General features: G+C 71.6%; 25 protein-coding genes and 1 pseudogene. 10 read left to right on the top strand and 16 right to left on the bottom strand.

Going from position 1 to position 25,489, the window contains the following annotated elements; translation table 11 throughout:
- Positions 1-1,549 (bottom strand): BACON domain-containing protein (locus tag V7E45_RS22415; protein WP_443056137.1); only part of this gene is annotated, 1,549 nt, incomplete at its 3' end.
- 200 nt (positions 1,550-1,749) lie between these two features.
- Here V7E45_RS22415 and radA point away from each other — a divergent pair.
- Positions 1,750-3,159, top strand: coding sequence for a DNA repair protein RadA (gene radA, locus V7E45_RS22410; RefSeq protein ID WP_333775988.1), 1,410 nt, complete (start codon positions 1,750-1,752; stop codon positions 3,157-3,159).
- A gap of 80 nt (positions 3,160-3,239) precedes the next feature.
- Entirely contained in the window at positions 3,240-4,364 is a 1,125-nt protein-coding gene (gene disA, locus V7E45_RS22405) for a DNA integrity scanning diadenylate cyclase DisA (protein WP_133924555.1), read from the top strand.
- 125 nt (positions 4,365-4,489) lie between these two features.
- Here the strand turns inward: disA and V7E45_RS22400 are convergent, their stop codons facing one another.
- Complete coding sequence (locus V7E45_RS22400) at positions 4,490-5,305, bottom strand: hypothetical protein (protein ID WP_333775987.1); 816 nt, start codon at positions 5,303-5,305, stop codon at positions 4,490-4,492.
- A gap of 192 nt (positions 5,306-5,497) precedes the next feature.
- Here V7E45_RS22400 and V7E45_RS22395 point away from each other — a divergent pair, with 192 nt between their 5' ends.
- The 5 genes from V7E45_RS22395 to cseC all read left to right on the top strand — a co-directional run bounded on the left by V7E45_RS22395 (position 5,498) and on the right by cseC (position 9,968).
- Entirely contained in the window at positions 5,498-6,373 is an 876-nt protein-coding gene (locus tag V7E45_RS22395) for an A/G-specific adenine glycosylase (RefSeq protein WP_333775986.1), read from the top strand.
- Between the two features lie 309 nt (positions 6,374-6,682).
- Positions 6,683-7,222: a SigE family RNA polymerase sigma factor gene (locus tag V7E45_RS22390; protein WP_030177423.1), complete on the top strand. Its 540-nt coding sequence runs from the start codon at positions 6,683-6,685 to the stop codon at positions 7,220-7,222.
- A gap of 41 nt (positions 7,223-7,263) precedes the next feature.
- Positions 7,264-7,863 carry a hypothetical protein gene (locus tag V7E45_RS22385; protein WP_333775985.1) on the top strand — a complete coding sequence of 200 codons (600 nt, stop codon included), beginning with the start codon at positions 7,264-7,266 and terminating at the stop codon, positions 7,861-7,863.
- A gap of 31 nt (positions 7,864-7,894) precedes the next feature.
- The gene (gene cseB / locus V7E45_RS22380) at positions 7,895-8,599 is read left to right on the top strand and encodes a two-component system response regulator CseB (protein WP_333775984.1); all 705 of its coding nucleotides are present in this window, start codon (positions 7,895-7,897) and stop codon (positions 8,597-8,599) included.
- A gap of 10 nt (positions 8,600-8,609) precedes the next feature.
- Complete coding sequence (cseC, locus tag V7E45_RS22375) at positions 8,610-9,968, top strand: two-component system sensor histidine kinase CseC (RefSeq protein ID WP_333775983.1); 1,359 nt, start codon at positions 8,610-8,612, stop codon at positions 9,966-9,968.
- Between the two features lie 180 nt (positions 9,969-10,148).
- Here the strand turns inward: cseC and V7E45_RS22370 are convergent, their stop codons facing one another.
- The 3 genes from V7E45_RS22370 to V7E45_RS22360 all read right to left on the bottom strand — a co-directional run bounded on the left by V7E45_RS22370 (position 10,149) and on the right by V7E45_RS22360 (position 12,751).
- On the bottom strand, positions 10,149-10,583 hold the full coding sequence (locus V7E45_RS22370; protein ID WP_333775982.1) for a VOC family protein: 435 nt from the start codon (positions 10,581-10,583) through the stop codon (positions 10,149-10,151).
- On the bottom strand, positions 10,580-11,056 hold the full coding sequence (locus V7E45_RS22365; RefSeq protein ID WP_333775981.1) for a helix-turn-helix transcriptional regulator: 477 nt from the start codon (positions 11,054-11,056) through the stop codon (positions 10,580-10,582). Before V7E45_RS22365 ends, V7E45_RS22370 begins: the two co-directional genes overlap by 4 nt.
- 93 nt (positions 11,057-11,149) lie before the next feature.
- Positions 11,150-12,751 (bottom strand): MDR family MFS transporter, encoded by a 1,602-nt coding sequence (locus tag V7E45_RS22360; RefSeq protein WP_333775980.1) that lies wholly within the window; start codon positions 12,749-12,751, stop codon positions 11,150-11,152.
- A gap of 126 nt (positions 12,752-12,877) precedes the next feature.
- Between V7E45_RS22360 and V7E45_RS22355 the strand changes: the two genes are divergently transcribed.
- Positions 12,878-13,477 (top strand): TetR/AcrR family transcriptional regulator, encoded by a 600-nt coding sequence (locus V7E45_RS22355; RefSeq protein ID WP_333775979.1) that lies wholly within the window; start codon positions 12,878-12,880, stop codon positions 13,475-13,477.
- 1 nt (position 13,478) lies between these two features.
- Here V7E45_RS22355 and V7E45_RS22350 read toward each other — a convergent pair whose 3' ends face one another.
- On the bottom strand, positions 13,479-14,030 hold the full coding sequence (locus tag V7E45_RS22350; RefSeq protein WP_333775978.1) for a M23 family metallopeptidase: 552 nt from the start codon (positions 14,028-14,030) through the stop codon (positions 13,479-13,481).
- A gap of 454 nt (positions 14,031-14,484) precedes the next feature.
- Between V7E45_RS22350 and V7E45_RS22345 the strand changes: the two genes are divergently transcribed.
- Positions 14,485-15,138 (top strand): HAD family acid phosphatase, encoded by a 654-nt coding sequence (locus V7E45_RS22345; protein WP_333775977.1) that lies wholly within the window; start codon positions 14,485-14,487, stop codon positions 15,136-15,138.
- Between the two features lie 67 nt (positions 15,139-15,205).
- On the opposite strand, the gene V7E45_RS22340 is transcribed toward V7E45_RS22345, so the two are convergent.
- Positions 15,206-17,731: an ATP-dependent Clp protease ATP-binding subunit gene (locus V7E45_RS22340; RefSeq protein ID WP_333775976.1), complete on the bottom strand. Its 2,526-nt coding sequence runs from the start codon at positions 17,729-17,731 to the stop codon at positions 15,206-15,208.
- A 430-nt stretch (positions 17,732-18,161) separates the two neighbouring features.
- On the opposite strand from V7E45_RS22340, the gene V7E45_RS22335 reads away from it, so the two are divergent.
- Positions 18,162-18,911 (top strand): SCO3374 family protein, encoded by a 750-nt coding sequence (locus V7E45_RS22335; protein WP_333775975.1) that lies wholly within the window; start codon positions 18,162-18,164, stop codon positions 18,909-18,911.
- Here V7E45_RS22335 and V7E45_RS22330 read toward each other — a convergent pair.
- The 9 genes and pseudogenes from V7E45_RS22330 to V7E45_RS22290 all read right to left on the bottom strand — a co-directional run.
- Positions 18,890-19,225, bottom strand: coding sequence for a histone-like nucleoid-structuring protein Lsr2 (locus V7E45_RS22330; RefSeq protein WP_020941434.1), 336 nt, complete (start codon positions 19,223-19,225; stop codon positions 18,890-18,892). The genes V7E45_RS22335 and V7E45_RS22330 overlap by 22 nt on opposite strands.
- Before the next feature lie 202 nt (positions 19,226-19,427).
- A complete protein-coding gene (locus tag V7E45_RS22325) occupies positions 19,428-19,958 on the bottom strand; it encodes an amino-acid N-acetyltransferase (RefSeq protein WP_333775974.1) in 531 nt (176 codons plus the stop codon).
- 10 nt (positions 19,959-19,968) lie between these two features.
- Entirely contained in the window at positions 19,969-20,394 is a 426-nt protein-coding gene (locus V7E45_RS22320; RefSeq protein ID WP_443056135.1) for a BlaI/MecI/CopY family transcriptional regulator, read from the bottom strand.
- A 175-nt stretch (positions 20,395-20,569) separates the two neighbouring features.
- Positions 20,570-20,746 carry a hypothetical protein gene (locus V7E45_RS22315; protein WP_333775972.1) on the bottom strand — a complete coding sequence of 59 codons (177 nt, stop codon included), beginning with the start codon at positions 20,744-20,746 and terminating at the stop codon, positions 20,570-20,572.
- Positions 20,747-20,803: 57 nt separating this feature from the next.
- The gene (locus V7E45_RS22310; protein WP_333775990.1) at positions 20,804-21,481 is read right to left on the bottom strand and encodes a hypothetical protein; all 678 of its coding nucleotides are present in this window, start codon (positions 21,479-21,481) and stop codon (positions 20,804-20,806) included.
- Positions 21,482-21,647: 166 nt separating this feature from the next.
- The gene (locus tag V7E45_RS22305) at positions 21,648-22,445 is read right to left on the bottom strand and encodes a type III pantothenate kinase (protein ID WP_020941429.1); all 798 of its coding nucleotides are present in this window, start codon (positions 22,443-22,445) and stop codon (positions 21,648-21,650) included.
- 5 nt (positions 22,446-22,450) lie between these two features.
- Positions 22,451-23,428: a carboxylating nicotinate-nucleotide diphosphorylase gene (gene nadC, locus V7E45_RS22300; protein WP_333775971.1), complete on the bottom strand. Its 978-nt coding sequence runs from the start codon at positions 23,426-23,428 to the stop codon at positions 22,451-22,453.
- Positions 23,429-23,433: 5 nt separating this feature from the next.
- Complete coding sequence (locus tag V7E45_RS22295; RefSeq protein WP_333775970.1) at positions 23,434-25,155, bottom strand: L-aspartate oxidase; 1,722 nt, start codon at positions 25,153-25,155, stop codon at positions 23,434-23,436.
- Positions 25,152-25,403, bottom strand: a pseudogene (locus V7E45_RS22290) (pantoate--beta-alanine ligase); the annotation flags it as partial. The gene V7E45_RS22295 and the pseudogene V7E45_RS22290, both read right to left, overlap by 4 nt.
- Positions 25,404-25,489 lie beyond the last annotated feature (86 nt).

Raw genomic sequence — 25,489 nt, 5'->3', positions numbered from 1 at the left:
TGGCCACCGGCGGGGTCGCGGGCGCGGACGTCGGGCCGGGGCCGGACGTCGCCGGCGGGGCCGAGGGACCGCGCGGGGCGGTGCCGTAGCCGTCGATGGTGACGACGGCGCCGGCCGGTGAGATCGCCACCTGGGCGTGCCAGTGCCCGGACGGCTCGCGCAGATGGTCGACGTACACCTTGATCGTCAGCGTGTCGCCGGGGTCGAGGGTTCCCGCGGACCGGCTGAGGTAGAGCCAGGCGGCCGAGGTGGACGCCGACCAGCGGACCGGGCCCGTCCCGGACGCCGTGAGGGTGATCAGAGTGGTGTCGCCGTCGTTGCTCGCGCCGACCGTGAGCCGGCCGGCGCCCTCGCGGTCTCCCCCGTTGACGCTGACGACCTCGACGGAGACGTCCGGGCTGCCGGCCTTGCCCCGGCCGCCGGGCTTCACGCTGGCGTTGCCCGCGTTCTCGTAGCCGCCCGCGGTGTCGCCGCCGAGCGCGTCGGGGCCCTCGGCCTCGCGCGCGGTGGCCGCGCGGCCGTCGTCCTCGCCGGTCGGCGTGCCGTGGTAGGCGGCCCACAGGGCGATCACGGGGGCCGCGACGACGGTGGCGACGACCGTGGTGGTGACGGCACGCGCGCGCAGGCGGTCCCGCCGGGCGGCGTGGTCCTTGGGGTCCATCGGGAAGCCGCGCCGGTCGAAGCGGGGCGCTGCCGCGCCCCGCGCGCGCGGCTGGTGCGCGAGGGCGACGTGCAGGGCGGCGCGGGGAGCCTCCAGGACGGGCAGCTCGGCCGGGGTCACCGTGGCCCCGGGCCAGCGGCCGGGCACCGCGCGTTCGGCGGTACGGCGGCAGCGCGGGCAGTCGTCGACGTGCCGGACCAGCTCGCGGCGCAGGGCCGTGCTGAGGACCAGCCGGCTGTCCCCGGTGAGATGGGCCACGCTCGGACAGCCGCCGGTCTCGACCACGGCGAGCGCGGCCCGGGTGCGTTCGACCTCGCAGGCGGCGGCGGACAGCAGCTCGCGCGCGGTGGCGGGCTCCATGCCGAGGACGGCGGCGACCTCGTGGGCGGCCAGGTGGTGCCGGACGGCCAGTTCCAGGGCCTCGCGCTGCTCGGGGGTGGTGCCCGCCGCCTCGGGCCAGGCGAGCAGGGCCAGTTCGCGCCGCCGCTCCTCCTCGACCTCGGCGGACACGGGCGGCTGGGGCGCCTGGCCCGCGGCGGCGGGACGGCCGGCCGCGTGGGTGGCCTGACGTTTCTGCTTGGCCTCGGCGAGCCCGCGCAGGCACGCCCAGCGGGCCAGCGCGTACAGCCAGGCCCTGCGGTCGTCGGCGGCCTGCGGGACGCGCTGTCCGCGCCGCTCGGCCAGCGCCAGGACGTCCCCGAGGGCGGTGGTGGCCGCGTCGTGGTCGCACAGCACCGACAGACAGTAGGTGAACAGTCCGTCCAGGTACGGCTCGTAGCGCGCCGGCGGCCGCTGGGCGAGCGTGCGCGCGGCGGCGCGGTCGCGCGCCTCCCGATGCGCCCGGTGTGCGCCGGTGGTGCGGGTCGTCGTCCGAGAACTGCTGCTCATCACCCGTGCGACCGTAGGCGGCGGCGGAGTGTCCGATCTGGCACCTTGAGCACTTTTAATCCGTACGGGTGAAACGATCCCTCATAAGGGGACAGGAACCTTTCATTCCGTGGCGCGATCTCCGTAGGTCGTGGCCGATACCGGACCACCCACATGCGCCCCGGGCGGGCTCTGTCAGTGCCCCGGGCTACGGTTTCCGCATGGCTGCCCGTACCAAGACCACCAAGGACCGACCGTCCTACCGCTGCACCGAGTGCGGCTGGCAGACGGCCAAGTGGCTCGGCCGCTGTCCCGAGTGCCAGGCCTGGGGCACGGTCGAGGAGTACGGCGCGCCCGCGGTCCGTACGACGGCACCGGGCCGGGTCACCTCCTCCGCGCTGCCCATCGGGCAGGTCGACGGCCGGCAGGCCACCGCCCGCCCCACCGGTGTGCCGGAGCTGGACCGGGTGCTCGGCGGCGGCCTGGTCCCCGGCGCGGTCGTGCTGCTCGCCGGCGAGCCCGGCGTCGGCAAGTCCACCCTGCTGCTGGACGTGGCGGCCAAGTCGGCGAGCGAGGAGCACCCGACCCTCTACGTGACCGGCGAGGAGTCGGCGAGCCAGGTCCGGCTGCGCGCCGACCGCATCCACGCCCTCGACGACCACCTGTACCTGGCCGCCGAGACCGATCTCGCGGCCGTCCTCGGCCACTTGGACGCGGTGAAGCCGTCCCTGCTGATCCTCGACTCGGTGCAGACGGTGGCCTCGCCGGAGATCGACGGCGCGCCGGGCGGCATGGCCCAGGTCCGCGAGGTGGCGGGCGCGCTGATCCGCGCCTCCAAGGAGCGCGGGATGTCGACGCTCCTGGTGGGCCACGTCACCAAGGACGGCGCGATCGCCGGCCCCCGGCTGCTGGAGCACCTGGTGGACGTCGTCCTGCACTTCGAGGGCGACCGGCACGCGCGGCTGCGCCTGGTACGCGGCGTGAAGAACCGCTACGGCGCCACGGACGAGGTCGGCTGCTTCGAGCTGCACGACGAGGGCATCACGGGTCTGGCGGACCCGAGCGGCCTGTTCCTGACCCGACGTGACGAGCCGGTGCCCGGCACCTGCCTGACGGTCACCCTGGAGGGCCGCCGCCCGCTGGTGGCCGAGGTGCAGGCGCTGACCGTGGACTCCCAGATCCCCTCCCCGCGCCGGACCACCTCGGGCCTGGAGACCTCCCGGGTGTCGATGATGCTGGCGGTGCTGGAGCAGCGCGGCAGGATCAGCGCGCTCGGCAAGCGGGACATCTACTCCGCGACGGTCGGCGGCGTGAAGCTGTCCGAACCGGCCGCCGACCTGGCGATCGCCCTCGCCCTCGCCTCGGCCGCCAGTGACACCCCGCTGCCCAAGAACCTCGTCGCGATCGGCGAGGTGGGCCTGGCCGGCGAGGTGAGACGGGTCACGGGCGTGCAGCGCAGGCTCGCCGAGGCGCACCGGCTGGGCTTCACGCACGCGCTGGTACCGGGCGACCCGGGCAAGGTCCCGGCCGGTATGAAGGTGCTGGAAGTCGCCGACATGGGGGAGGCGCTCCGGGTGCTGCCGCGCTCCCGTCGCCGAGAGGCCCCACGGGAGGCGGAGGAGCGCCGGTAGACTTTGCCCAGGTCTCGCCCGTCCGTACGAACCGAGTGCGCACGACGGCAGCGCCCAGAACCTGCGACCGGAGGAGTGCAGTGGCAGCCAACGACCGGGCAGCAGCTCCCGGAAAATCCGGTGGGAGTGCCGGCTCCGATCGCCTGATGCGCGCCTCGCTGAGCGCCGTGGCGCCCGGCACGCCCCTGCGCGACGGCCTGGAGCGGGTCCTGCGCGGCAACACCGGCGGGCTGATCGTCCTCGGTTCCGACAAGACCGTCGAGGCCATGTGCACCGGCGGCTTCGTCCTCGACGTGGAGTTCGCGGCGACGCGGCTGCGGGAGCTGTGCAAGCTGGACGGCGGCATCGTGCTCTCCTCCGACCTGTCGAAGATCCTGCGGGCCGGTGTGCAGCTGGTCCCGGACCCGACGATCCCGACGGAGGAGACCGGCACCCGGCACCGTACGGCGGACCGGGTCTCGAAGCAGGTCGGCTTCCCGGTGGTCTCGGTCTCCCAGTCCATGCGGCTGATCGCCCTGTACGTCGACGGGCAGCGGCGGGTACTGGAGGACTCGGCGGCGATCCTCTCCCGCGCGAACCAGGCGCTGGCCACCCTGGAGCGGTACAAGCTCCGGCTGGACGAGGTCGCGGGCACTTTGTCGGCGCTGGAGATCGAGGACCTGGTGACGGTCCGGGACGTCTCCGCCGTGGCCCAGCGCCTGGAGATGGTCCGGCGCATCGCCACCGAGATCGCGGAGTACGTGGTCGAACTGGGCACCGACGGCCGTCTTCTGGCCCTCCAGCTGGAGGAGCTGATCGCCGGGGTGGAACCCGACCGCGAGCTGGTCGTCCGGGACTACGTGCCCGAGCCCACCGCGAAGCGCTCCCGCACGGTCGAGGAGGCGCTGTTCGAGCTGGACGCCCTCAGCCACGCGGAACTGCTCGAAATGGGCACGGTGGCGCGGGCGCTGGGGTACACGGGCTCTCCTGAGACGCTGGACTCGGCGGTCTCCCCGCGCGGCTTCCGGCTGCTGGCGAAGGTGCCGCGGCTGCCGGGGGCGATCATCGACCGGCTGGTGGAGCACTTCGGCGGTCTGCAGAAGCTGCTCGCCGCCAGCGTGGACGACCTCCAGGCCGTCGACGGTGTGGGCGAGGCCCGGGCCCGGAGCGTGCGGGAGGGCCTGTCGCGCCTGGCCGAGTCCTCCATCCTGGAGCGCTACGTCTGAGACCGGGCAGCGGTCGGCCGCGGCGCGGCCGCCCGCGCCTGCCGGGGAACGGCCCTGGTCCTCCGCCGACCGCCGGCACGCCGGGGAACGGCCCTGGTCCTCCGCCGGCACGCCGGGGAACGGCCCTAGTCCTCCGCCAGCACGAAGGAGGCCTGGGCCTTGGGGAAGCCCGGTGCCTTCGCCTCCAGCAGGTAGGTACCCGGCTTCGCGGACCCGGCCGGGGGAGTCGCGCACTGCGCGGCGCTCGGCTTGCGGTCCCACTTCACGTCGTAGGTGATGCTCTGCCCCGCGGACACCCGGAACACCAGGTTCGCGGCGCCCTTCGGGCAGTCGGCCGAGGACCAGTAGTCGTCGCCGCCGTCCGCCGGCGTGATGGTCAACACCGCCTTCTTGGGCCCGAGATCGACCTTGCAGTCGGTGGACGAGCCGTTCTTCGCGGTCAGTTCGAAGGTGGGCGTCTGGTCCGGTGAGTACGAGTTGTGCAGGCTGCGCAGGCTCAACGTGACCGCTCCGGCGGTGCAGTCGGGCAGCGAGGAGGAGGCCGGCAGCGCATCGCCGGCGACGACGGCGCCGCCGCCCGAACCCGACCCCGGGGCCGAGCCGCCCGCCGACCCGGAGGAACCGGAGCCGCCCTTGCCGTCCGAGCCCGAGCCGCCGTCCGCCCCGGAGCCGCTGCCTCCGGAGCCACCGCCGCCCGACTCGTCGCGCCCGCCCGGGTGTTGGCTGATCGCGGAACCCGACGGGGTGGGCCCCGGCGTGATCGTGGACACGGGACCCTTGCCGTTGGACCCGTCGGCGCCGTTCTTGCCGCCCCCGCCGCCGGACACCACGATCCAGACGATCACGAGGGCCAACAGGGCCAACAGGGACAGCAGTACGGCCCTCCGTCGCCAGTAGATGGAGGAGGGAAGCGGCCCGACCGGATTGCGCAGAGATCCCACGGCGCAAACTGTACGAGAGATCAGCGCCCTTACCGGCGCCACCCGCCGCCCGGGGCGCAACTTTTCCGGATCATCATTCCGGCAACTGCCCGGGAGGAAGGGGTCATTCACGCAGGGCGACGCAATGCGACGCTCCGCAATCGCGCCGTCGCCGACCACGCCCGCCCGAGCCGTGGCAGGATCGGAAGGGCCATGACTGAGAAGCTCCACACCCCCGTGATCTCCTGGTTCGACGCGCACGCCCGCGACCTCCCCTGGCGCCGCCCGGAGGCGGGCCCCTGGGGTGTGATGGTCAGCGAGTTCATGCTCCAGCAGACCCCCGTGAGCCGCGTCCAGCCCGTCTACGAGCAGTGGCTGACCCGCTGGCCGCGCCCCGCCGACCTCGCCGGGGAGGCGCCCGGCGAGGCGGTGCGCGCCTGGGGCCGGCTCGGCTACCCGCGCCGCGCCCTGCGGCTGCACGGCGCCGCGGTGGCCATAACGGAGCGGCACGGCGGCGACGTACCGACGGACCACGCACAGCTGCTGGCGCTGCCCGGCATCGGCGAGTACACGGCGGCCGCGGTGGCCTCCTTCGCGTACGGGCAGCGGCACCCGGTGCTGGACACCAACGTGCGCCGGGTCCTGGCCCGGGCGGTGACGGGCGTGCAGTACCCGCCGAACGCCACCACGGCTGCCGAGCGCCGGCTGGCCCGCGAGCTGCTGCCGGAGGACGAGGGGACGGCCGCCCGGTGGGCCGCCGCCTCCATGGAGCTGGGCGCCCTGGTGTGCACGGCGAAGAACGAGGGCTGCCAGCGCTGCCCGATCGCCCCGCAGTGCGCCTGGCGGCTCGCGGGCAAGCCGGAGCACGAGGGGCCGCCGCGCCGCGGGCAGACGTACGCCGGCACGGACCGGCAGGTGCGCGGCAAGCTGCTGGCCGTGCTGCGGGAGGCGCACGTGCCGGTGCCGCAGGCGGCGTTGGACCGGGTGTGGCACGAGCCGGTGCAGCGCGCCCGCGCGCTCGACGGACTCGTCACGGACGGTCTGGTGGAGCCGCTGCCCGGCGGCCTGTACCGGCTGCCCCTCACCTGACGGACCGGGAGCGCCTGACGCACCTGGCGGAGCTGACGTACGGACAAGTCCGCGTCACACAGGGTCTGTTACGGACCAGCATCCCTAACAAAGCGCCACATAAAGGGACATAGACACCGCGCCCTTTACCCCTCACCTACTTCCGTTACACAACCGACGGACAGCCGATTGCTAGCCGAAGGCTGCTCCGCACAGCCCCGTGACAACCGCTCCGTAGTTTCTTTCCCGTACCCGGCAGACCACGGGACAGCGGAAAGAGCGGGACTTCGGGAACGAGCCGGAGTACACGGGGAGCGGAGGCGGTTGATCATGGCGCAGGGCGAGGTGCTCGAGTTCGAGGAGTACGTGCGGACCCGGCAGGACGCGCTGCTGCGCAGCGCCCGCCGGCTGGTGCCGGACCCGGTCGACGCCCAGGACCTGCTCCAGACGGCGCTCGTGCGCACGTACGGCCGCTGGGAGGGCATCGCCGACAAGCGGCTCGCCGACGCCTACCTGCGCCGCGTCATGATCAACACCCGCACCGAGTGGTGGCGCGCCCGCAAGCTGGAGGAGGTCCCGACCGAGCAGCTGCCGGACGCGTCCGTGGAGGACTCCACCGAGCAGCACGCCGACCGGGCCCTGCTGATGGACATCATGAAGGTGCTCGCACCCAAGCAGCGCAGTGTCGTGGTGCTGCGACACTGGGAGCAGATGTCCACTGAGGAGACGGCCGCGGCCCTCGGCATGTCGGCGGGTACGGTCAAGAGCACGCTGCACCGGGCGCTCGCCCGGCTCCGTGAGGAGCTGGAGGCCCGCGATCTGGACGCACGCGCGCTGGAGCGTGAGGAGCGGGAGCGTTGCGCGGCCTGACCGGGGCCGGGCCCAGCGAGGCCCGAGGCAGTACTCAGGCGGTGATCGCGGCGGTTGCCGCGCTCGCCGCCATCGCCCTTTTCGTCGCCGCCTGCGGCACCGGGGGCACGGGCGCACGGGACGAGGGCCCGGCGCACGCCTCCGCCGTGGCCGGGTCCGGCGCCTCGCCGGCGCCGAGTCCCTCCGACTCCTACCGGCGGGTGGACGCCGTGTCGCTGGTCCGGCACGACCCGGAGGTCTCGGCGGCCGTCAAGCGTGAGCTGAAGCCGTGCAGCGGCGACGACTACCCCGTCGACGTCTCCTACGGCGCCCTGACCGGCGGCTCCGTCGACGACGTCGTCGTCAACGTGCTGACCTGTGCCGACGCGGTCGGCATCGGCTCGTACGTCTACCGGGACGACAACGGCGCGTACAAGAATGTCTTCAAGAGCGAGGAGTCCCCGGTCTACGCGGAGATCGAGGACGGCGTCCTGTCGGTGACCAAGCAGTTCTACCGGAAGGGCGACCCCATCTCCAGCCCGTCCGGCGAGGACGTGACGCCCTACCGGTGGACGGCCGGGCGGTTCGTGCAGGGCAAGGGCGTCCACAGGTTCTACAGCAACTCCGTCGGCGGGGATGCGACGCCCACGCCGGGCAACTGACCGACACATCACCGAGGACTGAGAGCGCGGGATGGCAGACCAGACCCATGTCCTGTTCGTCGAGGACGACGACGTCATCCGCGAGGCCACGCAGCTCGCCCTGGAGCGGGACGGCTTCGCGGTGACGGCCATGCCCGACGGCCTCTCGGGGCTGGCGGCGTTCCGGGCGGACCGGCCGGACATCGCGCTGCTGGACGTGATGGTGCCGGGCCTGGACGGGGTCAGCCTGTGCCGGCGCATCCGCGACGAGTCGACCGTGCCGGTGATCATGCTGTCGGCGCGCGCCGACTCCATCGACGTCGTCCTCGGCCTGGAGGCGGGCGCCGACGACTACGTGACCAAGCCGTTCGACGGTGCCGTGCTGGTCGCCCGGATCCGTGCCGTGCTGCGCCGCTTCGGCCACGCCGGCGGTGCCGCGCACCCGGAGGAGCCCGCCGCGGCGATGACCGGCGGCACGCTGTCCTTCGGCGACCTGGAGATCGACACCGAGGGCATGGAGGTGCGGCGGGCCGGGCAGCCGGTGGCGCTCACCCCGACCGAGATGCGGCTGCTGCTGGAGTTCTCCGGCGCGCCCGGCACCGTGCTCTCCCGGGACAAGCTGCTGGAGCGGGTGTGGGACTACGGCTGGGGCGGGGACACCCGGGTCGTCGACGTCCATGTGCAGCGGCTGCGGCAGAAGATCGGCCAGGACCGGATCGAGACGGTCCGCGGTTTCGGCTACAAGTTGAAGGCCTGAGCGGGGCGGCATGCGGGGGATCATTCGGCACCCGGTCCGGCACATGGAGAGGGCCGGCCTGCGCACCGGGCTCAGATGGAAGCTCAGCGCGGCGATCGCGCTGGTCGCCGGGCTGGTGGCGATCGCGCTGAGCCTGGTCGTGCACAACGCGGCGCGGGTCTCGATGCTGGACAACGCGCGCGACCTGGCCAACGCCCGGGTGCAGATCGCCCAGGGCAACTACGAGCGGTACAAGCGGACGAACTTCCCGGACATCAAGATCGACGACCCGGAGCTGCCGGGCGCCCTGCGCGACAAGGTCGAGGAGGGCCGCCGCGCCAGCGACGTCTCTGACCACGGCGGGGGGCCGCCGGACATCTGGGCGGCCGTACCGGTCAAGGACGGCCATGTGCTGTCCCTGCACACCCACTTCCCCGACCGCTCCACGGACGTGATGAAGGACCTCGACCAGGCCCTGGTCATCGGGTCCATCGCGGTCGTGTTCGGCGGCAGCGCACTCGGCGTCCTGATCGGCGGGCAGCTCTCCCGGCGGCTGCGCAAGGCGGCCGCCGCCGCGGGCCAGGTGGCCAAGGGCGAGACCGACGTACGGGTCCGGGAGGCCATCGGCGGGGTGGTGCGGGACGAGACCGACGATCTCGCCCGCGCGGTCGACGCCATGGCGGACGCGCTGCGCCAGCGCCTGGAGGCCGAGCGGCGGGTCACCGCGGACATCGCGCACGAGCTGCGCACCCCGGTGACGGGCCTGCTCACGGCCGCCGAACTGCTGCCGCCCGGCCGCCCGACGGAACTGGTCCTGGACCGGGCGAAGGCGATGCGCACCCTCGTCGAGGACGTGCTGGAGGTGGCCCGGCTGGACAGCGCCTCCGAGCGGGCCGAGCTGCAGGACATCATGCTGGGCGACTTCGTGGCCCGGCGCGTGGCCGCCAAGGACCCGGACGTCGCCGTACGCGTGGTGCACGAGTCGGCGGTCACCACCGACCCGCGGCGCCTCGAACGGGTGCTGTTCAACCTGCTCGCCAACGCCGCCCGGCACGGCCGGCCGCCGATCGAGGTCACCGTCGAGGGCCGGGTCATCCGGGTCCGCGACCACGGCCCAGGCTTCCCCGAGGAACTGCTCGACGAGGGCCCGAGCCGCTTCCGCACCGGCAGCATGGACCGCGCCGGGCAGGGCCACGGGCTGGGCCTGACCATCGCGGCCGGCCAGGCCCGGGTGCTGGGCGCCCGGCTGACCTTCCGCAACGTGCGGCCCGCCGGCACACCCGGCCACATCCCGGCCGAGGGCGCGGTGGCCGTCCTCTGGCTCCCGGAACACGCCCCGACCAGCACGGGCAGCCATCCGATGCTGCCGTTGTCCGGCGGTACCGCCTGACGGCTCCGGCGCCCGGGACCCCACGGTGTGCGCGCGGCCTTCAGACGGTCGCCACGAGCAGTTCCTCCCCCCGTGACGGGCGCAGGCCGTCCGGCCGCCCGGCGAAGGCGACTCGTACGGCCGTGTGGTCCGCCGCCTCCGCCGTCCGCTCGCGCACGCCGGTCCCCTCCCGCCGGCCGGTCAGCCGAAGTCCTTGGAGAAGTCGAGCTCCTCGCTGCGCTCGGTCAGCGAGTACCAGTTGCCGTTGTCGTCCCGGAAGATCGCCTCGATGCCGTACGGCCGCTCCTTCGGCTCCTGCACGAACTCCACGCCCCGGGCGCTGAAGGTCTCGAAGTCCCGCCGGCAGTCGTCGGTGTGGAACGCCCCGGCGCCCAGCGCCCCCTTGGCGACCAGCTTCCTCATCGCCTCGGCCGACTCGGGGTCGAGGCCGGGGCCGTCCAGGCTCATGAGGGCCAGCTCCACGTCGGGCTGGTCCTTGGCGCCGACGGTGATCCAGCGCATGTCGCCCACCGCGAGGTCGCTGCGCACCTCGAAGTCCAGCTTCTCGGTGAAGAAGGCCTTCGTTCGCTGCTGGTCGAGGCTCCACACGGTGCTGATGCCCAGGCCCTTGATCATGGTTCCGCTCTCCTGTCGGCAGGTCGCTGTTCCTGCTCGTCACCGTAGGCAGCGGCGGCCCCGGCGCGCTTCTTCGAAGTTGCGGTGTTGAAGCCGCCGGCCCAGAGCATGGCGTAGCAGCCGGGGATGAGGGAGGCGCCGCGGCCCACGTGCCGCGCGCGGTACTCGCTCGGGGTGAGCCCGGTGCGGGCCTTGAAACGGGCGGAGAAGGTGCCGAGGCTGCTGAAGCCCACGAGGGTGCAGATCTCGGTGACGGTGAGGTTGGCGCCGCGCAGCATCTCCTCGGCCCGCTCGATCCGGCGGTGGGTCAGGTACTGGCCGGGCGTCTCACCGTAGGCGTCCTTGAAGGCGCGCAGGAAGTGGTAGCGCGAGTACCCGGCGTGCGCGGCCACCGTGTCCAGGTCGAGTTCCGGGTCGGCCCAGTCGCGGTCCATGGCGTCCTTGGCCAGGCGCAGCCGGCGCAGCTTGTCCATGGGCCGATGGTGGCACGGGGCACTGACAGCGGCCCGGGCACGGCGAAGGCCCCCGGGACGGACACCGGCCGGGGGCCTTCGGTCAGGGGTGGCTCAGACGGCTTCGATCACCGGAGCCGGTACCGCGTCGGCGCCGTCCGCGGCCGCCTTCTGCGGGCCGCCCTTGAGCGGCACCTCCTTGACGAACAGGGCCGCGATCAGCACGACCACCGCGATCACCGCGCCCAGCAGGAACGCCGAGTGCGTGCCGGCCGACACCGCGTGCTGGTAGGCCTCCCGCAGGGGGGCGGGCAGCATGTTGATGTGCTTGGCGTCCAGCGCGGCGGACTTCTCGGTCATCTGCTTGCCCAGCGCACCGGCCCGCGTCGCCATGACGTCCTGGACCTTGTGGTTGAACAGGGCGCCCATGATGGCCACACCGAACGAGGAGCCGAGCGTACGGAACAGGGTGGTGGACGAGGAGGCCACGCCCATGTCCTTCATCTGCACGCTGTTCTGCGCCACCAGCATGGTGATCTGCATCAGGCAGCCCATGCCCGCGCCCAGCACGGCCATGTAGACGCCGGAGGTCAGCCGGGTCGTCTGGGTGTCCATCAGCGACAGCAGGTAGAGACCGGTGATCATCAGCGCGCCGCCGACGATCGGGAAGGCCTTGTAGCGGCCGCTGTTGGTGGTGACCCGGCCCGCGACCATGGAGGTCACGAGCATCGCGCCGAGCATCGGCAGGAGCAGCAGGCCCGAGTTGGTGGCCGACGCGCCCTGCACCGACTGCTGGTAGAGCGGCAGGTAGAGGGTGGCGCCGAACATCACGAAGCCGGTGATGAAGCCGATGACCGACATGAGGGTGAAGTTGCGGCTGCGGAAGATGTGCAGCGGCAGCACCGGCTCGGCGGCACGGGTCTGCCAGAAGACGAACCCGACCAGCGTGGCGACGCCGATGCCGATCAGCTCCATGATCCGCGCGGACGTCCAGGCGTACTCCGTGCCGCCCCAGGTGGTGACCAGCACGATGGAGGTGATGCCGACGGTGAGCAGCACGACGCCGAGGTAGTCGATGCCCGCCTTGGCCCGCTTCCTCGGCAGGTGCAGCACGGCGGTGACCAGCGCCAGCGCCACGGCGCCGAGCGGCAGGTTGATGTAGAAGGCCCAGCGCCAGCCCCAGTTGTCGGTGATGGTGCCGCCGACCAGCGGGCCGCCGATCATCGCCAGCGCCATCACGCCGGCCATCATGCCCTGGTACTTGCCGCGCTCCCGCGGCGGTATGAGGTCACCGATGATCGCCATGACGCCGACCATGAGACCGCCGGCGCCGAGCCCCTGAACGGCACGGAAACCGATGAGCTGGCCCATGTCCTGCGCCATGCCGCTCAGCGCGGAGCCGATCAGGAAGATCACGATCGAGCTGAGGAAGGCGCCCTTGCGCCCGAACATGTCGCCGACCTTGCCCCAGACGGGGGTCGAGGCCGCGGTGGCCAGGGTGTACCCGGTGACCACCCAGGACAGGTGCTCCAGGCCGCCCAGCTCGCCCACGATCGTCGGCATCGCCGTACCCACGATCATGTTGTCGAGCATCGCGAGCATCATCGCGATCATGAGCGCGAGCAGGACCACCCGTACGCTCTTCGGCTGCTTCTCCGGCTTCTCCGGCTTCTCCGGCTGCGTCTGGCCCGCAACGGCCGCCTGCGTGTCCGCCATCTCTCCTACTCCCCCTGACGACTGCTACTTACTTGCCGCCCGGCTAGTTCATTACACTGGGAGAAGGTAAGCCCGTAACTAGCCGGGCGTCAAGTAAGTTTCCGCGGGAGCGCGAGGAGTACGAGGATGGGCGTCACCATGGACGGCACCAAGCAGCAGCGCCGCGGAAACACCCGCCAGCGCATCCAGGACGTCGCACTCGACCTCTTCGCCGAGCAGGGCTACGAGAAGACCTCCCTGCGGGAGATCGCCGAGCACCTCGACGTCACGAAGGCGGCCCTGTACTACCACTTCAAGACCAAGGAAGAGATCATCGTCAGCCTCTTCGAGGACCTGACGAAGCCGATCGAGGACCTGATCGAGTGGGGCCGCAGCCAGCCGCACACCCTGGAGACCAAACAGGACCTGGTGCGCCGCTACAGCGAGGCCCTGTCCGGAGCCGAGCCGCTGTTCCGCTTCATGCAGGAGAACCAGGCGACCGTCCGGGAACTGCGCATCGGCGACGCGTTCAAGGACCGGATGCGCCGCCTGCGGGACATCCTGATAGACCCCGAGGCCGAGTTGGTCGACCAGGTGCGGTCCGTCAGCGCCATGTTCACGCTGCACGCGGGGATGTTCGTGATGCAGGACCTCGAAGGCGACTCCGAGAAGAAGCGCGAGGCCGTTCTCGAAGTCGCCCTGGACCTCATCGCGCAGGCGCACGCACACGCCCACCCGAGGGACTAGCTCAGACCTTCACGCCCTTGGCGTGCAGGAAGACGACCGGGTTGATCGCGGAGCCGTAGTTCGGGGTCGTACGGATCTCGAAGTGCAGGTGCGGACCGGTGGAGTTGCCGGTGCTGCCCGAGAGGGCGATGTGCTGACCGGTCTTGACGACCTGGCCGACCTTGACGTCGATCCGGGACAGGTGCGCGTACTGCGAGTAGGTGCCGTTGCCGTGCTGGATGACGATGGCGTTGCCGTACGCCGGACCGTCACCGGCGCCGTTGGGGCCGGCCTTGACGACGGTGCCGCCGTGCGCGGCGAGAACCTCGGTGCCGGTCGGCACGGCGAAGTCCTGACCGCTGTGCTTGTGCGCCCAGTGGCTGCCGTCCTGCATGAAGCTGGCGGACAGCGTGTACTGCTTCACCGGGTCGACCCAGGAGGCGGCGGACGGCGTCGCCGCGCTCGCGACCCCGGCACCCAGCACGGCCGTGACGCCGGCTCCGGCGGCCAGGACGGCCACGCGGTTGCGGAGGGAGGACGTACGGGTGGTGCGGGACGTGAAGCGCTGGAACATGCGAAACCTCGTGGATTCGGAGACAGAACGACCGCCCGGCGCAGAGACGTTCGCCGGTGGGGCGATTCATTGGTAACCCGACTTCCCAAGCCCGCTCAAACCCCCCGAGTACGGCGTCAATTAGTACAGGTACCGGAAATGGGGCACTTCTTGACAGGCCGACCGCTACTAGGGCATCCGGCCTCCGACGTCGGCTTTTGCGCGAGATTCAGGGGTTAAAGTCCGCTTTTGTCCAGGTGGAAAGTCCCACTATCACGACTAGTACCGGACATATCGCCTGTGCGGCATGTCACCGGGCCATGGAATCGGTGGCCGAATAAATGTGACGCAGACCTCTAGCAACCTACCCTTCGGTAACCCTACGGTTCCCCTCGCGCCACCCTCACCAAAGATCATGCACCTGACACCACCCGTTCAGGCCGTGCAGCGTACGGACGTGAGAGGACCCCCACCGATGACCAGACGCCCCTGGGCGCGCCGCATATCCGTCACCGCCGTCTCCGTGGCCGCGTTGGCCGCGCTGGCGGCCCCCGCCGAGGCCGCCGGTACGGCCGCGGGCGCCGACGGCACCGCCTCCGCCTCCGCCGGCGCGTCCGCGTCCGCGTCCGCCGCCAAGGTCGACTACGCGACCTGGCAGAAGGACTGCCAGGCCGTCATGGACCAGGCCCTGCCGTACCTCAAGGACCGCATCGCCGCCGCCAGGCCCGGCGAGAAGCAGGCCATCGTCTTCGACATCGACAACACCACGCTGGAGACCGACTTCGGCTTCCACTTCCCGCAGCCGGCCAACAAGCCGGTGCTGGACGTCGCCAAGTACGCCCAGCAGCACGGCGTCTCGCTGTTCTTCGTCACCGCCCGCCCGGGCATCGTCGAAGACCCCACCGAGTGGAACCTGAAGTACGACGGCTACGACGTCTCCGGGCTCTACGTCCGCGGCTTCCTCGACCTCTTCAAGGACGTCGCCGCCTACAAGACGGCCCAGCGCGCCGACATCGAGCGCAAGGGCTACACGATCATCGCGAACATCGGCAACAACGCCACCGACCTGTCGGGCGGTCACGCCGAGAAGACGTACAAACTGCCGGACTACGACGGACAGTTGTCGTAACCGGAGCCTTCCGGGCATGCGAAAGGGGCCGGTGCCCGAAGGCACCGGCCCCTTTCGGCCGTGACGCTTACGCGTCCTTGCTCAGGTTCGGCCCGGCACCGCCGGCCGCCTGCTCGATCGGCGGGACGTCCGGCAGCGCCGACTTCTCCTCACCCCGGAAGGTGAAGGTGACGGCCTCGCCCTCGCCCTCGGTGTCCACGACCACGATGTGACCGGGGCGCAGCTCGCCGAAGAGGATCTTCTCCGAGAGCGTGTCCTCGATCTCGCGCTGGATCGTGCGACGCAGCGGACGCGCGCCCAGCACCGGGTCGTAACCCTTCCTGGACAGCAGCTCCTTGGCGGACTGGGAGAGCTCGATGCCCATGTCCCGGTCCTTCAGGCGCTCGTCCACCTTGCTGATCATCAGGTCGACGATCCGCAGGATGTCCTCCTGCGTCAGCTGCGGGAAGACGACCACGTCGTCGACGCGGTTGAGGAACTCGGGCCGGAAGTGCTGCTTGAGCTCGTCCTGGACCTTGTTCTTCATGCGCTCGTAGTTGGTCTTCGTGTCACCCGAGGCCGCGAAGCCCAGGTTGAAGCCCTTGGAGATGTCCCGGGTGCCGAGGTTGGTCGTCATGATGATGACCGTGTTCTTGAAGTCCACGACCCGGCCCTGGGAGTCGGTCAGACGACCGTCCTCCAGGATCTGCAGCAGCGAGTTGAAGATGTCCGGGTGCGCCTTCTCGACCTCGTCGAAGAGGACGACGGAGAACGGCTTGCGGCGGACCTTCTCGGTCAGCTGACCGCCCTCCTCGTACCCCACGTAGCCGGGGGGCGAACCGAAGAGACGCGAGACCGTGTGCTTCTCGCTGAACTCCGACATGTCGAGGGAGATCAGCGCGTCCTCGTCGCCGAAGAGGAACTCGGCGAGCGCCTTGGACAGCTCGGTCTTACCGACACCGGACGGGCCGGCGAAGATGAACGAACCACCGGGGCGCTTCGGGTCCTTCAGGCCGGCACGCGTACGGCGGATCGCCTTCGACAGCGCCTTGACGGCGTCGACCTGGCCGATGACCCGCTTGTGGAGCTCGTCCTCCATGCGGAGCAGGCGGCTGGACTCCTCCTCGGTCAGCTTGAAGACCGGGATGCCGGTGGCCGTGGCGAGGACCTCGGCGATCAGCTCGCCGTCGACCTCGGCGACGACGTCCATGTCGCCGGCCTTCCACTCCTTCTCACGCTTGGCCTTGGCGGCCAGGAGCTGCTTCTCCTTGTCGCGCAGGGAGGCGGCCTTCTCGAAGTCCTGCGAGTCGATCGCGGACTCCTTGTCCCGGCGGACGGCGGCGATCTTCTCGTCGAACTCGCGGAGGTCCGGCGGCGCGGTCATCCGGCGGATGCGCATCCGGGAACCGGCCTCGTCGATCAGGTCGATCGCCTTGTCCGGCAGGAAGCGGTCCGAGATGTAGCGGTCGGCCAGGGTGGCGGCCTGGACCAGCGCCTCGTCCGTGATGGACACACGGTGGTGCGCCTCGTACCGGTCGCGCAGGCCCTTGAGGATCTCGATCGTGTGCGGCAGGGACGGCTCGGCGACCTGGATGGGCTGGAAGCGGCGCTCGAGGGCCGCGTCCTTCTCCAGGTGCTTGCGGTACTCGTCCAGCGTGGTCGCACCGATGGTCTGGAGCTCACCGCGGGCCAGCATCGGCTTCAGGATGGAGGCGGCGTCGATGGCGCCCTCGGCGGCACCCGCACCGACCAGCGTGTGCAGCTCGTCGATGAACAGGATGATGTCGCCGCGGGTGCGGATCTCCTTGAGCACCTTCTTCAGGCGCTCCTCGAAGTCACCGCGGTAGCGGGAGCCGGCGACCAGCGCACCGAGGTCGAGGGTGTAGAGGTGCTTGTCCTTGAGGGTCTCGGGCACCTCGCCCTTGACGATGGCCTGGGCGAGGCCCTCGACGACGGCGGTCTTGCCGACGCCGGGCTCACCGATCAGCACCGGGTTGTTCTTGGTGCGGCGGGACAGCACCTGCATGACCCGCTCGATCTCCTTCTCGCGCCCGATGACCGGGTCGAGCTTGGACTCACGAGCGGCCTGGGTGAGGTTCCGGCCGAACTGGTCCAGGACCAGAGAGGTCGAGGGCGTGCCCTCGGCCGGGCCGCCGGCGGTGGCGGTCTCCTTGCCCTGGTAGCCGGAGAGCAGCTGGATCACCTGCTGCCGCACCCGGTTGAGGTCTGCGCCCAGCTTGACCAGGACCTGGGCGGCGACGCCCTCGCCCTCGCGGATCAGGCCGAGCAGGATGTGCTCCGTGCCGATGTAGTTGTGGCCCAGCTGAAGGGCCTCGCGGAGCGACAGCTCCAGGACCTTCTTGGCACGGGGGGTGAAGGGGATGTGGCCGGACGGGGCCTGCTGGCCCTGACCGATGATCTCCTCCACCTGCTGGCGGACCGCCTCAAGCGAAATGCCGAGGCTCTCCAGGGCCTTAGCGGCGACACCTTCGCCCTCGTGGATGAGACCCAGGAGGATGTGCTCGGTGCCGATGTAGTTGTGGTTGAGCATCCGGGCTTCTTCCTGAGCCAGGACGACAACCCGCCGCGCGCGGTCGGTGAACCTCTCGAACATCGTTAATCGCTCCTCAGAGCGGTCAGGCAGTGGGGGGAACTTCCCCTCCCTGTCCTTCCGCAGCTTAGTCCCGCAAGCGGGGACCGCTCATTCCAACTGCCGACACCGTCGATGGCCTCCTGACCCCGAACGCCGACATCTGCTCCAACCCGATGGTGCGAGACGATGTTCCCGCAGGCCAGGCAGATACCCCACTCGCCACTACGCCCATGGCGAACGTGAGACGGCCCTTCCCGCGCGTCGCCCCCTCCCACTAGGCATGTCTTACCCGCGGTGACTGACACTCCATGCCGCGTGCCCCCGTTCCCTCCGCTATGGGCGAACAACTTCACGTCTCCCCCGGCCTCCGCGCGCCCCCTTTTCAGGCACCGTGGGCGATCATGAATGCACACAGCGTAACCCTTGGCCCGTTTCGGCGGTTGCACTTGGCATGGCTGGCTCGGTCTCCACCCTGTCCACGATCCCCCTTCTCCCCCCGCCCCGTCTTCCGCTCGACCCTGCGGCCCGCGACCTGCCCGCCAGCACGGGCTGCACGGACGCCACAGAGGTCACAGAGGTCACAGAGGTCACGGAGGTCACGGGCGCCGCAGCCGGCCCGGACGCCCGGGCCCGGCACTGGTACGAGAACGAACTGGGCTGGGCGACCGCGCCCGGACGGCCGCTACGGCTGGTCACGGGGCTGCGGTTCGACGTCCTGGACGTGCCCGCGGAGGCCGGTCGGGCCGCGCTCAGGCACCTGGCGCCGGGCTCACCGGTGGCCCTGCAGGGCGACCGGACGCGACTGCTGGTGGCCGCGGGCAGCGCGGAGGAGCTACCCGCGGTGCTGGACTGGCTGGAGTGGGGGCCGCTGGCGCTGGACCTGGAGGTCCTGGGCGCGGGCGGTGCGATGGAGGCACCGGTGCCGCCCGGCGATGCGCGCGAGGGCCGTCAGCCGCGCCCTGGTGACCCCGCCCGCACCGGTTCCGTCCAGGGGGCCGCCACGTGGCTGCGACCCCCCGTACCCGGGGGCGAGGTCGAGGTCTCGCTGCCGGCGCTGCCGGCCATGGGGAATCCGAAGGACGCCCCCGATCTCGTGCGACTGGTCGACACGGTGGCGGTTTGGTGCCACCGCGTCCGGCTGCGGCGCCTGAACGCCGGGCCGCCCGCCTGCCGGCGGAATCAGCCGTTGGCCTTCTCGTAGGCCTCGCGAATGGACGCGGGAACACGGCCGCGGTCGTTGACCTCGTATCCGTTCTCCTTGGCCCAGGCGCGGATCGCCGCGGTGTCCTGGTTGCCACCGGAAGCGGCACGCGCCTTTCCACGTCCACCGGCGGCACGGCCACCGGTACGACGACCACCCTTCACATAGGGGTCGAGAAGGTCGCGCAGCTTGTCCGCATTGGCGGTCGTGAGATCGATCTCGTAAGTCTTGCCGTCCAGCGCGAACGTCACGGTCTCGTCCGCCTCGCCGCCGTCGAGGTCGTCGACAAGAAGGACCTGAACCTTCTGTGCCACCGGATTTCCTTTCATCGATAACGTGAGGGTCAAGGGTCCGCGGCGTCCGCCGTTTCGCCGCCCCTGTTATATGCAGTACTGCAGTACGTCGGAAAGCAAACCGCTTTTGCCGGAAAAACACAAACCCCTGGGAGAGACCCGGGGACCCGCCCGCGTCCGGAAACATGCGCGTTTCGGACATAGGGACCCCGGGCAATGTCGATCACAGATGCAGAAGCATCCGGCTGTTGCCCAAGGTGTTCGGTTTCACTCGTTCGAGACCGAGGAACTCGGCGACGCCCTCGTCATAGGAACGCAACAGCTCCGCGTACACATCGGTGTCGACCGGCGTCTCCCCGATCTCCACGAAGCCGTGCTTGCCGAAGAAGTCCACTTCGAAGGTGAGGCAGAAAACCCGCCGAACACCGAGCCAGCGCGCGGTCTGCAGCAACTTCTCCAGCACCCGGTGACCCACACCCGCGCCCTTGAGGCCGGGCTTCACGGCGAGAGTGCGCACTTCCGCGAGGTCTTCCCACATGACGTGCAGCGCGCCGCAGCCGACCACCTCGGCGTTGTCGTCGCGTTCGGCGACCCAGAACTCCTGGATGTCCTCGTAAAGCGTGACCGTCGCTTTGTCGAGCAGGATGCGGTCACGGACGTAGGCGTCGAGGAGCCGGCGCACGGCCGGGACATCGCTGGTGCGGGCCCGCCGGACGGTGATGGCTTTTGCGGTGACTTCGGGCTCTGGTGCCATGGGCGGGACGCTATCGCCCGGTCGCCTCCCCGGCGGAGCCGGGGTTCTCCTCTTGGGGAGCCTGTGGCGCTTGCGGGGCTTGCGGGGCTTGCGGCGGCGCTTCGATTGTTTCCGGAACCCGCACGATCCGCATGGCGTCCCGGAGGGCCTGGCGCTGTTCCTCGCTCATCATCCCGAAGAAGGCGACGAGAGCGGCCGCCGGGTTGTCGCTCTGCGACCAGGCCTCGTTCATGAGCGCGGCCGCGTACGCGGCCCGGGTGGAGACGGCCTCATATCGATAGGCGCGCCCTTCCGCCTCACGGCGCACCCAGCCCTTCTGATGGAGATTGTCCAGAACGGTCATCACGGTGGTGTACGCGATGGACCGTTCCTGCTGGAGGTCTTCCAGGACTTCTCGAACGGTCACCGGGCGGTTCCACTTCCACACCCGCGTCATGACCGCGTCTTCGAGTTCTCCCAATGGGCGAGGCACAGCTCAGAACAATAGTGGGAGATCCCGCCAATGGCGTGCCGGACGTGGCCTTACGTGGCAGACGCCGACAAAAAGGGCGTACGGCGCGCAAAAGCACCGGGGCACGGGGCCCCGGTGCGCCGAGTCGGACGCGGTGCCGTCAGGCGTCGCGGGCGGCGGCCTGGTGGACGCCCTCCGACCGGGCGAGGGCGGCGTCCACGGCCGCGTCCTCCTTGGCCTTGGCGGCCCCGCCCTGGGTCTTCACGATCACCCTGACCACACCGATGAAGAACACGGCCATGACGACCGGGGGCACGAGCGCGGAGACGTAGTCCATGGATCCAGGGTAGCCATCAGGTTCGGGGCGAAAGGGGCGGGGTGGGCGAACCGCCCGTCAGCCGGCGGCGAGCTGCCGGGACTCGTCGGGCCGCGCCGGGTCGGCGGGCGCCGCGGGCGGTTTGCGGCGCGGGAAGACCTCGCCCGGCGTGGGAATGGGCCGCTTCGGGGCGCCCGGCTCGCCGCCCGGACGCTCGGCGGGCCCTCCGGGCGGCGCCTGACCGGGGCCGGGGCCCGGGGCGGGCTTCTGAGCGGGTTTCTCCGCCTCCTCGGCCCTGGCGCCCGGAACCTCTCCCGCACCGCCCGGGAGGGCCAGCAGGCGCGTCCTTGAGGGCGGCACGGCGGGCGCGGGGACCTTACGGGCGCCCTGCGCGAAGCGGGCGCGCACGTCCTGCTCGGCGAGTGCCTGGCAGCGGTCCAGCAGGCCGGCCGCCCGGGGGTTGCCGCGCAGCGCGCGGAGCGCGGCGAGGTCGTCCGGGGTGGGCCGGTGCCCGGCGCCCAGCGCCTCCTCGAGCAGGCTCAGGTAGCCGGCGGCGGTGCCCGGCAGGGCGGCGCGGTATCGGCCCAGGTCGGCCACCAGGAAGGCGCGCAGCCGGGCCGCCTCGCGCGTCGCCTCGTCGAGGGACTCGGCGAGCAGGAAGCAGTCCTTGACGTCCTCGGCGGAGGCTCGGCCGGGGTGGAGGGCGAGGGCGAGCGCGCGGCGGAGCACACGCAGCTCCTCCGCACCGAACGCCATGCCGCCGCGGGATCCGTAGGGCGTGGGCATGCGGCGACGCTATCGCTAATCGGACAAAAGTGACGGATCGGGATGTTGTGTCGCCGCGTGTCGTTGCCGGGTTTCCCTCGACCGGGGCCACGCGCGCGTGACGTGCGGAGTCCGGCGCCCGGACGGGCGCCGGCGCTCACATGCGTGACACGTTCCGCTCGTAGACCAGGCGCAGGCCGATCAGGGTCAGCCAGGGCTGGTGCTCGTCGATCACCGTGGACTCGCCGAGCACCATCGGCGCGAGCCCGCCCGTGGCGATCACGGTGACGTCGTCGGGGTCGTCGGCCAGCTCCCGGGCCATCCGGCCCACCACGCCGTCGACCTGCCCGGCGAAGCCGTACACGATGCCCGACTGCATGGCCTCGACGGTGCTCTTGCCGATCACGTTGCGGGGCCGGGCCACCTCGATCTTCCGCAGCTGCGCGGCCTTGACGCCGAGCGCCTCCACCGAGATCTCGATGCCGGGGGCGATGACCCCGCCGACGTACTCCCCGCGCGCGGAGACCGCGTCGAAGGTGGTCGCCGTGCCGAAGTCGACGACGATCGCGGGGCCGCCGTACAGCTCGTTCGCCGCGACCGCGTTGATGATGCGGTCGGCGCCGACCTCCTTGGGGTTGTCGAACTGGATCGGCACCCCCGTCTTCACGCCCGGCTCGACCAGCACCGCGGGCACGTCGCCGTAGTAGCGCCTGGTCACCTCGCGCAGCTCGTGCAGCACGGACGGGACGGTCGCGCAGATCGCGATGCCGTCGATGCCGTCGCCCAGCTCGTCCCCGAGCAGCGGGTGCATGCCCATCAGGCCCTGCAGCAGCACCGCCAGCTCGTCCGCCGTGCGGCGCGCGTCCGTGGAGATGCGCCAGTGCTCGACGATGTCCTCGCCGTCGAACAGGCCGAGCACGGTGTGCGTGTTACCGACGTCGATCGTGAGCAGCATGGCCGTTACTCCGCCTCGCGCAGGTCCAGGCCGATGTCGAGGATCGGCGAGGAGTGGGTGAGGGCGCCGACCGCCAGGAAGTCCACGCCGGTGTCGGCGTACGCGCGCGCGGTGTCGAGCGTGAGCCGACCGGAGGCCTCCAGCAGCGCCCGGCCGCCGACGATGCCGACGGCCTCCGCGCACTCGTTCGGCGTGAAGTTGTCCAGCAGGATCAGGTCCGCGCCCGCGTCGACGACCTCGCGCAGCTGGTGCAGGGTGTCGACCTCGACCTCGATCGGCACCTCCGGGAACGCCTCCCGGACGGCCTTGAAGGCCTGTGCGACGCCGCCGGCGGCCACCACGTGGTTGTCCTTCACCAGGGCGGCGTCGGAGAGCGACATGCGGTGGTTGACGCCACCGCCGCAGCGGACGGCGAACTTCTCCAGCGAACGCAGGCCCGGCGTCGTCTTGCGGGTGTCGCGCACGCGCGCCCCGGTGCCCTCCAGCACGTCCGCCCACGCGCGCGTGGCGGTCGCGATGCCGGACAGGCGGCACAGGATGTTGAGGGCGCTGCGCTCGGCGGTGAGCAGGTCGCGGGTGCGGGTGGTGACCGAGAGCAGCTTCTGCCCGGCCTCGACCCGGTCACCGTCCTCGACGTGCCGCTCGACCTCGAACTCGTCGGTGCAGACCACGGAGAGCACGGCCTCGGCGACCCGCAGGCCGGCCACCACGCCGCCCTCGCGCACGGTGAAGTCGCCGGTCGCGACCGCGTCTTCGGGGATGGTCGAGACGGTGGTCACGTCCACCCCGCCGTCCAGGTCCTCCTGGATGGCGACGTTGGCGATGTCCTCGACCTCGATGGGGTCGAGCCCGGCGGCGGCCAGCAGCTCGGCGAGCGCGGGGTCGAGTCCGCTCTCCAGGTACTCCTCGTCACCCTCGGCGCCGCAGGCGCAGCCGTCGCCGCAGCCGCCGGTCGGGGCGAGGGGAAGGTCGTCGGTGCTCACGTCTGTCACTGCTCCTGGGAAAGCCGGTGGTGCCGGGTGGGGGGGAAATCTGCGGTGTCCGTGGTGCGTACGGCCAGGGACCGGTCCGGATTGAGCCGTACGACGATGTGGCGCCGCCAGTTCGGGTCGTCGCGCTCGGCGCGGTCCTCGCGCCAGTGGCAGCCGCGGGTCTCCTCGCGCAGCCGGGCGGCGGCGACCAGGACGCGGGCCACGCACAGGAGGTTGGTCGACTCCCAGGTGTCGACGCCCGGTTCGGCGGTCTTGCCGTTCTCGTCCAGGGCGTCGCGGGCCTCGGTGTGCAGCCGCTGGAGCTGGTCCGCGGCCGCCTCCAGGGACGCCGCCGAGCGCAGCACGCCCGCGCCGTCGGCCATGATCCGCTGGATGGCGAACCGGGCCTCGGGCGCGAGCAGCGGATGCGCGGGGCGCCCGGGGTCCGGGACCGGCGCGGGCACGCGCGCGTGCAGGTCGTTCCCGGCGTGCGCGGCCGCGATGTCGGCGGCGATCCGCTCGGCGTAGACGAGACCTTCGAGGAGGGAGTTGGAGGCGAGCCGGTTGGCGCCGTGCACGCCGGTGCAGGCGACCTCGCCGCACGCGTACAGGCCGGGCACGGTCGTGCGCCCCCGCGCGTCGGTGCGCACGCCGCCGGAGGCGTAGTGGGCGGCCGGGGCGATCGGTATGGGCTCGGTGACCGGGTCGATGCCGTTGGCCCGGCAGGCGGCCAGGATGGTCGGGAAGCGGTGCTCCCACATGTCGGCGCCGAAGTGCCGGGCGTCGAGGAACATGTGCTCGGCGTCCTGCTCCTGCATCCGCCGCATGATGCCCTTGGCGACGATGTCCCGGGGCGCCAGTTCGGCCAGCTCGTGCTGGCCGACCATGAAGCGCACGCCGTCCCCGTCGACCAGGTGGGCGCCCTCGCCGCGCACCGCCTCCGAGACGAGCGGCTGCTGACCCTCGGCGTCCGCGCCCAGGAACAGGACGGTCGGGTGGAACTGGACGAACTCCAGGTCGCTGACCTCGGCGCCGGCGCGCAGCGCGAGGGCCACGCCGTCGCCGGTCGACACGGACGGGTTGGTGGTCGCGGAGAACACCTGGCCCATACCGCCGGTGGCGAGGACGACCGCCGGCGCGTGCACGGCGCCCACGCCGTCGTGCTGGCCCTCGCCCATCACGTGCAGGGTGACACCTGCGGTGCGGCCGTCGGCGTCCGTGAGCAGGTCCAGGACCAGCGCGTTCTCGACGGTGCGCAGCCCGCGCGCGCGTACGGCCGCCACCAGCGCCCTGGAGATCTCCGCTCCGGTCGCGTCGCCGCCCGCGTGCGCGATACGGCGCCGATGGTGGCCGCCCTCGCGGGTGAGCTCGATGTCGCCCTCGTCGTCGGTGTCGAAGTGGGCGCCGGTGGAGATCAGCCGCCGCACGGCGTCCGGGCCCTCGGTGACGAGGAGCCGCACGGCCTCCTCGTCGCACAGGCCGGCGCCCGCCACCAGGGTGTCCTGGAGGTGCTGCTCGGGGGTGTCGCCCTCGCCCAGGGCGGCGGCGATGCCACCCTGCGCCCAGCGCGTGGAGCCGTCGTCCAGGCGGGCCTTGGTGACGACGACCGTCGTCAGGCCCGCGGCCTCGCAGCGCAGGGCTGCGGTCAGGCCCGCCACCCCGGAGCCGACGACGACCACGTCCGCGGAGATCGACCACCCGGGTGCGGGTGCGTGCAGTCGTATGCCTGTGCTGCTCACGAGGCGGCTCCGAGGGTTCCGAAGGTGAGGGGGATGTTGTCGATCAGGCGGGTGGTGCCCACCCGGGCGGCCACGGCGAGGACGGCCTCGCCGGTGAAGTCGTCGCCGATCTCGGTGAAGTCCGAGGGGTCGACCAGGGCGAGGTAGTCCAGCTTCAGCGGGGGTTCGACGCGTCCGGCCTCGTCCAGGGCCTGGCGGGCGGCCGCGCGGCCCGCCCCCCGGCCGCCCGGGGCGGCCCTGGCCAACGCCTGGGGGGGGGGGGCCCCCCCCCCCCCCCCAAACTCCTCGCAACGCGAGGAGCCCCCTCCCCAACCCGTGCGCAGCACGGGGCCTC

Source organism: Streptomyces sp. IBSBF 3136 (assembly GCF_036815105.1).
GTDB lineage: Bacteria > Actinomycetota > Actinomycetes > Streptomycetales > Streptomycetaceae > Streptomyces.
Note: the sequence above shows the minus strand (reverse complement) of the source record. Positions and strands in the feature narration are given on the sequence as shown.

Coding starts and splice junctions, on each gene's coding strand:
- cseB (WP_333775984.1), top strand. CDS start 7,895: ATGGCAGACCAGACCCATGTCCTGTTCGTCGAGGACGACGACGTCATC.
- V7E45_RS22320 (WP_443056135.1), bottom strand. CDS start 20,394: ATGACGCGGGTGTGGAAGTGGAACCGCCCGGTGACCGTTCGAGAAGTC.
- V7E45_RS22315 (WP_333775972.1), bottom strand. CDS start 20,746: ATGGACTACGTCTCCGCGCTCGTGCCCCCGGTCGTCATGGCCGTGTTC.
- V7E45_RS22365 (WP_333775981.1), bottom strand. CDS start 11,056: ATGGACAAGCTGCGCCGGCTGCGCCTGGCCAAGGACGCCATGGACCGC.
- V7E45_RS22370 (WP_333775982.1), bottom strand. CDS start 10,583: ATGATCAAGGGCCTGGGCATCAGCACCGTGTGGAGCCTCGACCAGCAG.
- V7E45_RS22325 (WP_333775974.1), bottom strand. CDS start 19,958: ATGGCACCAGAGCCCGAAGTCACCGCAAAAGCCATCACCGTCCGGCGG.
- V7E45_RS22335 (WP_333775975.1), top strand. CDS start 18,162: ATGGCTGGCTCGGTCTCCACCCTGTCCACGATCCCCCTTCTCCCCCCG.
- V7E45_RS22390 (WP_030177423.1), top strand. CDS start 6,683: ATGGCGCAGGGCGAGGTGCTCGAGTTCGAGGAGTACGTGCGGACCCGG.
- V7E45_RS22305 (WP_020941429.1), bottom strand. CDS start 22,445: ATGCTGCTCACGATCGACGTCGGTAACACGCACACCGTGCTCGGCCTG.
- radA (WP_333775988.1), top strand. CDS start 1,750: ATGGCTGCCCGTACCAAGACCACCAAGGACCGACCGTCCTACCGCTGC.
- V7E45_RS22310 (WP_333775990.1), bottom strand. CDS start 21,481: ATGGCGTTCGGTGCGGAGGAGCTGCGTGTGCTCCGCCGCGCGCTCGCC.
- cseC (WP_333775983.1), top strand. CDS start 8,610: ATGCGGGGGATCATTCGGCACCCGGTCCGGCACATGGAGAGGGCCGGC.
- V7E45_RS22355 (WP_333775979.1), top strand. CDS start 12,878: ATGGGCGTCACCATGGACGGCACCAAGCAGCAGCGCCGCGGAAACACC.
- V7E45_RS22350 (WP_333775978.1), bottom strand. CDS start 14,030: ATGTTCCAGCGCTTCACGTCCCGCACCACCCGTACGTCCTCCCTCCGC.
- V7E45_RS22360 (WP_333775980.1), bottom strand. CDS start 12,751: ATGGCGGACACGCAGGCGGCCGTTGCGGGCCAGACGCAGCCGGAGAAG.
- V7E45_RS22345 (WP_333775977.1), top strand. CDS start 14,485: ATGACCAGACGCCCCTGGGCGCGCCGCATATCCGTCACCGCCGTCTCC.
- V7E45_RS22340 (WP_333775976.1), bottom strand. CDS start 17,731: ATGTTCGAGAGGTTCACCGACCGCGCGCGGCGGGTTGTCGTCCTGGCT.
- V7E45_RS22395 (WP_333775986.1), top strand. CDS start 5,498: ATGACTGAGAAGCTCCACACCCCCGTGATCTCCTGGTTCGACGCGCAC.